Raw genomic sequence first — 9689 nt, 5'->3', positions numbered from 1 at the left:
GCGGCGGCAACGGCCAGGGCCGTGGCGGCGGACGCGGCGACGGCCGCCGCGGCGGACCCGCGGGCGGCGGCGCCATGGCCGACGCGCTGCGCCGCGCCGGTCTCGACAAGGGGCTCCCCGGCATGGGCGGCCAAGGCAAAGGTCGCCGCTGAACGACGTAAAAACTGAATGACGGAAAGAACGCCCCGGCGCCGCGCGGTGCCGGGGCGTTCTCTAGCCCGGAGGACGCTGCTCTTCTTCCGGGGGGCTCGGCCGGTACGGGAGCTGCCCCGGGTAATCGTCCGCGGTGGGGCCGCGCGCGGGCGGCGCACCCGGAGGCGGCTGCTCCAGGTGCGGCGCGGCGAGATGCGCCTGCCCGAACGGGGCACGCGACAGCGGATCGCGCGACGGCGGGACCCCGCCGAACGGATCGCGTGCGGGCGGCTGCGCCTCCCCGGCCTCGGCGGACTCCGCGACGGGACGGTGCCGGGGGAACTGCGCCACCGCGACCGCCGCCAGCGCCAGCGCGCCCAGCCGCATCGCCGAGTGCGTCATGTCCCGCGGCCACGGCTCCCCGTACAGCAGCGTGCCCATGAGCAGCAGGTAGGACTTGGCGGCCACGGTCATCACGGTCGCCACGATCGACACCCGGCACCGCTGGAACGCCGCGACCATGATGCCGAAGCCGACCGCCGCCGCCAGCACCGTCACATACGGGTACGGGGTCGCCAGCACGTCCGGGTCGGCGCCGCCCGCGTCGCTCCACCCCTTGATCGCCAGCTCGGCGGTGCCCACCGGGAAGCCGGACGCCAGCCCGTAGGCAATGCCGGTCACCGGGCGCGCGTGCCGTCCGTCCGGACGCACGTCCTCCATCACCAGGATCACCAGCGGCACCAGCAGCGCCGGAACGACGACCGCCGCCAGCCGCCACGGCGGCACGTCCGCCCCGCCGATCGACGGGGTGTCGCGCATCGACAGAACCAGCAGCGCGACCGCGCCGCCGACCAGCACCAGGCTCAGCCACTCGCGCGCGGTCAGCTCCTCGGCGAAGAACACCAGCGCGATGAGCAGCAGCGGCAGCAGTCCGGACATGAAGATCGGGATGGCCACGCCCAGCGCCAGCTCGCCCATGGCGATGATCTGCAGCACCAGCCCGCCCAGCGCGAGCGCCAGCCCGGCCAGGAAGATCCAGTCGGTCAGCACCACCCAGGCCATGCGCGGGATGCGGTTGCCGCGCAAGGGCTCCACCCGGGCGGCGGCCAGCCGGAACATGGCGAAGGCGACATAATAGAGCGCAGTCGCCCCAAAGGCCGCGGCTATCCCGTTCATCCCGCACGAGTATGGATGTTCGGGGTGCGCCATGTCACACCCCTCACATGATCGTTGACCGGCCCGTCCCTACTCTGGGTATGTAATCCGGTACGCGACAAGTTGATGACCTCGGCGTACGCGCTCGGGGCGTCCGGCCGCCGAAAGTGGCCGTCCGATGTCCGCAGACGCCGCCGCGACCCCATAGACTTGGCGGCGCGAAGGCGCGGAGTCCTCTTCGGCGTGCCCGCGCCTGCCTGAGATACCGGCTGGCTGAGTACGCGTCGAACGCCGCGGCCGAGACAGCGCCCGATCAAGGAGACCAACCCCAGTGAAGACCGATGTCGAGGAGCTGACCCCGACCCGGGTCAAGCTCACCGTCGAGGTTCCGTTCGACGAGCTCAAGCCGAACCTCGACAAGGCGTACAAGGAGATCTCGCGTCAGGTGCGGATCAAGGGCTTCCGGCCCGGCAAGGTCCCCGCCCCGCTGATCGACAAGTACGTCGGCCGGGGCGCGGTCCTGCAGGAGGCGGTCAACGACGCGCTTCCGCAGCTGTACGGCCGCGCCGTCGAGGAGACGGAGATCTTCGTCCTCGGCCAGCCCGACGTCGAGGTGACCGAACTCGACGACGGCAAGCAGTTCGCGTTCACCGCCGAGGTCGACATCCGGCCCAAGTTCGAGGTGCCCGACTACGACGGCCTGGAGGTCGTGGTCGACGACGCGGTCGTCACCGACGAGCGCGTCGAGGAGACCATCGGCAACCTGCGCGAGCGGTTCGCCTCGCTGACCACCGTCGACCGCGCCGTCGAGGAGGGCGACTTCGCCGTCGTCGACCTCGTCGCCAAGATCGACGACGAGACCGTCGAGGACGCCTCCACCACCGGCCTGTCGTACGAGGTCGGCAGCGGCTCGTCGGTGGAGGGCCTGGACGACGCCCTCACCGGCCTGAAGGCGGGCGAGAGCGCCACCTTCACCGCCTCGCTCACCGGCGGCGAGCGCGCCGGCGAGGAGGCCGAGATCACGGCCACCGTGCAGAGCGTCAAGGTCAAGAACCTGCCCGAGCTCGACGACGAGTTCGCCCAGCTCGCCAGCGAGTTCGACACGCTGGAGGAGCTGCGCGCGGACGTGCGCACCCGGCTGGAGCGGCAGCTGCGCATGCAGCAGCTGTCCCAGGCCCGCGACCGCGCCCTCGAGGCCCTGCTCGAAAAGATCGACATCCCGCTGCCCGAGAAGGTGGTCGAGGAGGAGATCAGCCGCCGCAACCAGCAGCTGGAGCAGCAGCTGCAGATGGCGGGCATGACCAAGGCCGACTACCTGGAGGGCGAGGAGAAGTCCGAGGAGGACTTCGACGCCGAGATCGCCGAGGCGGCCCGCCAGGCGGTCAAGGGCGGCTTCGTGCTCGACCAGCTCGCCGTCCAGGAGGAGCTGGGCGTCGAGAACGAGGAGCTCAGCGAGTACGTCGTCACGCAGGCCATGCAGATGGGCGTGGCGCCGCAGCAGCTCGCCCAGTACCTCACCGAGAACAACCAGCTGCCCGCGATCGTCTCCGAGGTGCTGCGCAGCAAGGCCCTCAACCTGGTCGTCGAGCACGTCACGATCAAGGACGAGTCCGGCAACCAGCTCGACGTCGAGGCGATCCAGCGCGAACTGAACGGCGAGACCGTCCAGGCCGAGTCCGAGGACGCGCAGGAGGCTCCGGAAGCCGAGGAGCCCGCCGCCGAGGCCGAGACCGAGGCCGAGACCGAGGCCGAGCCCGCCGCCGAGGCCGCCGCCGAGACGGACAAGCCCGCCGAGTCCGACAAGAAGGACTCCTGACGGGGATGTGACGAGCCCGCCTGCCCGGCGCGCCACCCGGCGCCCGCCGGCAGGCGGCGTGCGGCCGCGTGCCGCCGGACGCCCAGGGCGCTGTGGCGTCGGCCCACGCGCACCGCTCGAACACCCGCACGAGGTGGCGCCCGCCGCCCCGGCCCCACGGCAACGGCCGCCGGCGCCACCTCTGCCAGGGAACGGACCGTGCCGTCCCCATGGCCTTCCCGGGCCCCGCCATCTGACCGCGCAGAGCCCGCCGCCTTCTCGCCGGCCCTGCGCCCGTGTACGCCGTTCAGGCGCGCCGCCGCTGCCGCCCCTCGCCGCAAGTGCCCGGCGCTCACCACGGCCCAGCTCCAGCGCCACCGCCCGAGAGAACGAGACGTCCCCTCACGCGCTGGCAGCGCCGACGTCCCACCGGTTCCGCCCTTGTGGCCGTCCGCGCGAGCAGGACCCGCTGCGATCGCCCTGCCGGTACCCGCCAGGCCGATCATTACCGCCAGAAGTCAGTGGCCCATCGGCCGCCGGAGAGCCGGGGCCCTCCCCAAGGCGAGGTGTCCCCTCGCGCGTCCCTGACTCGCCGCATGCCGCACCGCGCCCCCGTGACCCGTGCAGAGGCACCCTGGTGCGGCGCACGGCCACCGCGTCCACGAGCAGCGGCTGACGCCGGAGGGGCCGGACGGGATGCTTGATCCGCTGGGAGGGACGCACACGGTAGCGGGATGGCTGGTGGGGCACCTGGGACGGGGCTGGGCGTGCCGGCAGGTGACTTCGGCCAAGCGGCGGATGCGTTGTGGCTTGTTGGGGCGCAGCGGGGGAACCGGGAGGGGTGTACCAGGCGGCCCCGCGACGTGCATGGGAATGCCTTGCACCTTGCAGAGGTGCAGGGCGTGCCCGCGTGGGGGCGGGGGTGAAACGTACCGGTGCGTCCGGGCGTCGGGGGTACGCCCCCAGCGAAAAGGCAGCCCTCCCGGCGTGAACGGTCGCTCCAGCGCGTTAATGTCCAATCATCCGAACCGATTAAAGGACCGGAGGAACACACCGGTGAGCATGCCTCCGACGAACGACCAGTCGCCGATCCAGTCGAGGGTCGCCGAAGCGCCCCTGCTGCCGCTCAGCGAGCAGCTGTTCCAGCGCCTGCTGCGTGAGCGCATCGTGGTCCTCGGCCAGCAGGTCGACGACGACATCGCCAACCGCATCTGCGCCGAGCTGCTGCTGCTGTCGGCCGAGGACGGGCGCCGCGACATCACCCTGTACATCAACTCGCCCGGCGGTTCGGTCACCGCGGGCATGGCGATCTACGACGTCATGCAGTACGTGCCGAACGACATCGTCACCGTCGCCATGGGCCTGGCCGCGTCGATGGGGCAGTTCCTGCTGTGCGCGGGCACCCGCGGCAAGCGCTACGCCCTGCCGCACGCGCGGATCATGATGCACCAGCCGTCCGGCGGCATCGGCGGCACCGCCTCGGACATCAAGATCCAGGCCGAGCAGATGCTGTACGTCAAGAAGACGCTGGCCGAGCGGATCGCCTCGCACACCGGTCAGTCGGTCGAGCAGATCGAGAAGGACTCCGACCGCGACCGCTGGTTCACCGCCGAGGAGGCCCGCGACTACGGCTTCGTCGACCACGTGGTGCTCAGCGCCACCCAGGTGCCCTCCGAGGGCCCCGTCTCCTGACCACCCGCACGAAAAGCGGAGGCACTTTCAGTGAGTGAGCTCATCCGGCCCGGCGCGTACGACCTGATCCAGGCGGGCCGCGCGCCGATGCCCGTGGACAACCGCTACATCATCCCCTCCTTCGTCGAGCGCACCACGTACGGGGTCAAGGAGATGAACCCGTACAACAAGCTCTTCGAGGAGCGGATCATCTTCCTCGGCGTGCAGATCGACGACGCGTCGGCCAACGACGTCATGGCCCAGCTGATCACCCTGGAGTCGATCGACCCGGACCGCGACATCAGCATCTACATCAACTCGCCCGGCGGCTCGTTCACGGCCATGACGGCGATCTACGACACGATGCAGTTCGTCAAGCCGGACATCCAGACGGTGTGCATCGGCCAGGCGGCCTCCGCCGCGGCGGTGCTGCTGGCGGCCGGCAGCCCGGGCAAGCGCGCCGCGCTGCCCAACTCCCGGATCTTCATCCACCAGCCGGCCACCGAGGGCTCCTACGGCCAGGCCAGCGACATCGAGATCCAGGCCCGCGAGATCATGCGCATCCGCGAGCAGCTGGAGGACATCCTGGCCCGGCACAGCGGCAAGAGCATCGAAGAGGTCCGGCGGGACATCGAGCGCGACAAGATCCTCACCGCTGATGAGGCCAAGGAGTACGGTCTGATCGACGACGTCTTCGTCAGCAGGAAGCGCAAGGCCGAGGTAGTGTCGTCCTGAGACGGCACCCGGACATGGGAGACCCCCAGCCCGGTCGGCATTCTTCCGGGCGAGGGGCTTACCAAGTCCGTTGGAGACGGTAACGTCGATTCCAACGTCGAGAGCCTTCGGGACACGCAACCGAGCTGCGCCGCATCCTCCACGGGCGGGCGGCCCCACGAAAAGGAGACAGTTGGGTGGCACGCATCGGCGACGGTGGTGACCTGCTCAAGTGCTCGTTCTGCGGGAAGAGCCAGAAGCAGGTCAAGAAGCTCATCGCGGGTCCGGGCGTGTACATCTGCGACGAGTGCATCGATCTCTGCAACGAGATCATCGAGGAGGAGCTCGCCGAGACCTCCGACCTCAAGTGGGACAGCCTGCCCAAGCCGCGGGAGATCTACGAATTCTTGGACTCCTACGTCATCGGGCAGGAGGCGGCCAAGAAGGCGCTGTCGGTGGCCGTCTACAACCACTACAAGCGCATCCAGTCCGGCGACACCGGGCGGGACGACGCGGTCGAGCTGGCCAAGTCGAACATCCTGCTGCTGGGGCCGACCGGATCGGGTAAGACGCTGCTCGCGCAGACGCTCGCCAAGCTCCTGAACGTGCCGTTCGCGATCGCCGACGCGACGGCGCTGACGGAGGCCGGATACGTCGGCGAGGACGTCGAGAACATCCTGCTCAAACTGATCCAGGCGGCCGACTACGACGTCAAGAAGGCCGAGACCGGGATCATCTACATCGACGAGGTCGACAAGATCGCCCGCAAGAGCGAGAACCCGTCGATCACCCGCGACGTGTCCGGCGAGGGCGTCCAGCAGGCGCTGCTGAAGATCCTGGAGGGGACCACCGCGAGCGTCCCGCCGCAGGGCGGCCGCAAGCACCCGCACCAGGAGTTCATCCAGATCGACACCACCAACGTGCTGTTCATCTGCGGCGGCGCCTTCGCCGGGCTGGAGAAGATCGTCGAGTCCCGGGTGGGCAAGCAGGGCATGGGCTTCGGCGCGGTCATCCGCTCCAAGGACGACTTCGCCGAGTCCAGCAACGTGCTGGCCGACGTGATGCCCGAGGACCTGCTGAAGTTCGGCATGATCCCCGAGTTCATCGGCCGCCTCCCGATCATCACCAGCGTGCACAACCTGGACCGGGAGGCGCTGATCAACATCCTCACCGAGCCGAAGAACGCGCTGGTCAAGCAGTACCACCGGCTGTTCGAGCTGGACGGTGTGGACCTGGAGTTCACCTCCGACGCGCTGGAGGCCATCGCCGACCAGGCCATCCTGCGCGGCACCGGCGCCCGCGGCCTGCGCGCCATCATGGAGGAGGTCCTCCTGTCGGTGATGTACGAGGTCCCCAGCCGCCAGGACGTCGCCCGCGTCGTGATCACGCGCGAGGCCGTGCTGGAGCACGTCAACCCCACCCTCGTCCCCCGCGAACGCACCAAACGCGAACCCCGCGAAAAGTCCGCCTGAGGGAGGGAGCGGTTGGGGCGGGTCACCCTGCTCGGTGAGCTTTGCTCACCTTCGCCGGGCCCCGCCCTTGGTGTCTCCCGGGGGGCGACCCCCCGGAGCCCCCCGGCTGCGTCTCGCGTTGAACGCTCGCCGCGGTCGCGTCCGGCCTGCTCGGTGAGCTGCGCTCACCTTCGGTGGTGCTCTGCCCTTGGTGTCTTCTGGGGACGGCGACCCCTGGAGCTCACGGGCTATGTCTCGGGTTGGATGCTCGCTGCGGGTCGCGTCGGGCTTGCTCGGTGAGGTGCGCTCACCTTTGCTGGTGCTTGCGTGGGTGGGGTCAGCGGGGGCCGGGGGAGCGGGTGGGGTCGCCGAGGCCGGCCTCCCGGGCCAGGACGATGGCCTGGGCGCGGTCGGCGACGTGGAGTTTCAGGAAGATGTTCGAGACGTGGTTGCGGACGGTCTTCTGGCTGAGGAAGAGGGTGGCGGCGATCTCGGCGTTGCTGCGGCCCTGGGCGATGAGTTCGAGGACCTCGCGTTCGCGTTCGGTGAGCTGGGGGAAGGCGGCCTGGCGGGGGTCGGGCATCTCGGTGAAGTAGGCCAGCACCCGGCGGGCGATCTCGGGGCCGTAGATGGCCTCGCCGGCGGCGACGGCGCGGACGGCGCGGGCGATCTCCTCGGCGCCGGACTCCTTGAGCAGGTAGCCGCGGGCGCCGGCGCGCATGGCGGCGAACACCGAGTCGTCGTCGCGGAACATCGTCAGGACCAGCACGCCGATGCGGGGGCTGGTGCGGGTGATGGTGCGGGTGGCCTCGATGCCGTTGCCGCCGGGCATCTGCAGGTCCATCACGACGACGTCGGGCTGCAGTTCGGCGGCGAGCCGGACGGCGTCGGGGCCGTTCTCGGCCTCGGCGACCACCTCGACGCCGAGGGCCTGCAGCAGGCCGCGCAGGCCCTGCCGGTAGATGGGGTGGTCGTCGGTGATCAGGACCCGGATGGGCTCGCCGGTCCGCTCCGGCTCGGTCATGGTCGCGCTCCGCTCACCTTCACTCGGGGGAAGCCCGATGGTAGTCCGGGACGGTCAGGGGCAACCGGGCCGAGACGATCGTGCCCGCGCCGGGCCGTGAGGTGATCAGGCAGGTGCCGCCGACCTCGGCGGCCCACTCGCGCATCGACGCCAGGCCGCCGCGGCGGTGGGGGCAGCGGCGGTCGTCGGCGGTGCCGCGGGCGGGCTGGTCGGGGAGCCCCACGCCCGAGTCGGCGATCATGAGATGCAGGGCGGCGTCCCGGTTCAGCAGCACCAGCACCGTGTCGGCCCGGGAGTGGGCGCGGACGTTGGCCAGCGCCTCGCGCGCGATGCGGTACGCGGCGACCTCCACGGCCGCGGGCAGGTCCCCGGCGTCCTCGCCCAGGCCGCCGACCCGCACGTCGACGCGTTCGCAGCAGCCCGCGGCCAGCGCCTCGATCGCCCCGGCCAGGCCCAGGTCGTCCAGGGCGGGCGGGCGCAGTCCGTGCGCCAGCTCGCGGATCTGCCCGACGGTGCCGGCCAGCCGGTCGCGCAGCTCCGACAGCAGCGGCGCGACGCGTTCGGGTTCGCCGGGGAGGGTGAGGCGGACGGCGTCCAGGGACATGGCCAGGCTGGCGAGGGTGGGGCCGAGCCCGTCGTGCAGGTCGTGGCGCAGGCGGCGACGTTCCTCCTCGCGGGCGGCCAGGATCCGTTGCCGTGAGTGCTGCAGGTCGACGGTGAGCCGGTGCAGGCGGGGGATGCTCGCCAGGTGCGCGACGGCCGCGCCGGCGGCGAACGCCGCGGCAAGGCCGGCGACGCGCCCCACTACCGCCGCCATCGCACCTCCTGCCGTCGTGCCCGTCGTCCCGGCGCCCGCGGACCGCGGAGGGAGAACCTCCGCGGCCAGCCTTTCCGGTCGGACGACCCGGCGTCAGGTGACCTGTGTCCCGTCCCCGGCGGGATTCCAGGGTCAGCTCTCGACGTCCTGGCGCAGGCGGCGCATCTGGTCGGCGACGATGCCGTAGGTGTAGGTGCGGACGCTGCCCAGCGAGCCGCCCGACTGCGGGGCCGGGGTGACCATGCCGAACGTCTTGTCCGTCATCCACACGCAGGTGGCCGTCTGGTACGACAGGCTGCTGCCGGGGACGCTGGCGCGGATGGACGCGCAGGCCGCCTCGCCGTCGCCGCCCGGGTCGGCCAGCGGGATCGTGATGACCGACAGGCCGCTGCCGCCGGTGTTGTTCATGCTGCGCCGGAACTCGCTCTGCAGCTGGTCGGGGTCGAAGGTGCCGGTGCCCCCGACGAACAGGTAGCGGTCGGAGCCCGAGCTGTAGACCGCGGTCTTGACGTCGTCGATCTCCGCGCCGCCCATGTTGCGCAGGGTCGACTGCTGGTTGCTGATCTGGGTGCCCAGCTCGCGTTCGGCGGAGTAGTCACGGCTCAGCCCGCCCGCCGACGACGGGGTGTCGATGGAGCTGGGCCCGCCGCCGACCAGCACGACGGCCACCACCAGCACGGCGACCACCGCCACGGCCAGCACGGCGACCAGGCCGATGATCAGCGGGGCGGACGAGGAGCGGCGCGGCGGCGGTGGGCCGTAGGCGCCGCCGCCCGGGCCGTACGGGCCGGGCGGGAAGCCCGGCGGTTGGGGGCCGTGGCCGTAGGGGACGCCGCCGCCCGGAGGACCGCCGGGCGCCGGAGGGGGGTTCCAACCGCTCATCTCACTCCTCAGGGGGTTCGGACGGGCGCCGCGGCGTCGGACGTCCCG

Annotated in this window: 8 protein-coding genes; 4 read left to right on the top strand and 4 right to left on the bottom strand. The window is 71.3% G+C overall.

What is annotated here, in order from left to right; genetic code table 11:
- Positions 1 to 213: 213 nt before the first annotated feature.
- Positions 214 to 1251, bottom strand: coding sequence for a hypothetical protein (locus ABD811_RS22805; protein WP_344951165.1), 1038 nt, complete (start codon positions 1249 to 1251; stop codon positions 214 to 216).
- Positions 1252 to 1618: 367 nt separating this feature from the next.
- On the opposite strand from ABD811_RS22805, the gene tig reads away from it, so the two are divergent.
- The 4 genes from tig to clpX all read left to right on the top strand — a co-directional run bounded on the left by tig (position 1619) and on the right by clpX (position 6939).
- Positions 1619 to 3103 (top strand): trigger factor, encoded by a 1485-nt coding sequence (gene tig / locus ABD811_RS22800; RefSeq protein WP_344951162.1) that lies wholly within the window; start codon positions 1619 to 1621, stop codon positions 3101 to 3103.
- 1041 nt (positions 3104 to 4144) lie between these two features.
- On the top strand, positions 4145 to 4774 hold the full coding sequence (locus ABD811_RS22795; protein ID WP_344951187.1) for a ClpP family protease: 630 nt from the start codon (positions 4145 to 4147) through the stop codon (positions 4772 to 4774).
- Positions 4775 to 4861: 87 nt separating this feature from the next.
- Entirely contained in the window at positions 4862 to 5488 is a 627-nt protein-coding gene (locus tag ABD811_RS22790) for an ATP-dependent Clp protease proteolytic subunit (protein ID WP_344951184.1), read from the top strand.
- Positions 5489 to 5664: 176 nt separating this feature from the next.
- Positions 5665 to 6939: an ATP-dependent Clp protease ATP-binding subunit ClpX gene (gene clpX / locus ABD811_RS22785; RefSeq protein ID WP_344951159.1), complete on the top strand. Its 1275-nt coding sequence runs from the start codon at positions 5665 to 5667 to the stop codon at positions 6937 to 6939.
- Positions 6940 to 7255: 316 nt separating this feature from the next.
- On the opposite strand, the gene ABD811_RS22780 is transcribed toward clpX, so the two are convergent.
- The 3 genes from ABD811_RS22780 to ABD811_RS22770 form a co-directional block, all read right to left on the bottom strand.
- Positions 7256 to 7942 (bottom strand): response regulator transcription factor, encoded by a 687-nt coding sequence (locus tag ABD811_RS22780; protein WP_344951156.1) that lies wholly within the window; start codon positions 7940 to 7942, stop codon positions 7256 to 7258.
- A 19-nt stretch (positions 7943 to 7961) separates the two neighbouring features.
- On the bottom strand, positions 7962 to 8759 hold the full coding sequence (locus tag ABD811_RS22775; RefSeq protein ID WP_344951153.1) for a sensor histidine kinase: 798 nt from the start codon (positions 8757 to 8759) through the stop codon (positions 7962 to 7964).
- Positions 8760 to 8891: 132 nt separating this feature from the next.
- Entirely contained in the window at positions 8892 to 9641 is a 750-nt protein-coding gene (locus ABD811_RS22770; RefSeq protein ID WP_344951150.1) for a hypothetical protein, read from the bottom strand.
- Positions 9642 to 9689: the final 48 nt, after the last annotated feature.

This window comes from Actinomadura miaoliensis (genome assembly GCF_039536785.1).
GTDB lineage: Bacteria > Actinomycetota > Actinomycetes > Streptosporangiales > Streptosporangiaceae > Spirillospora > Spirillospora miaoliensis.
Note: the sequence above shows the minus strand (reverse complement) of the source record. Positions and strands in the feature narration are given on the sequence as shown.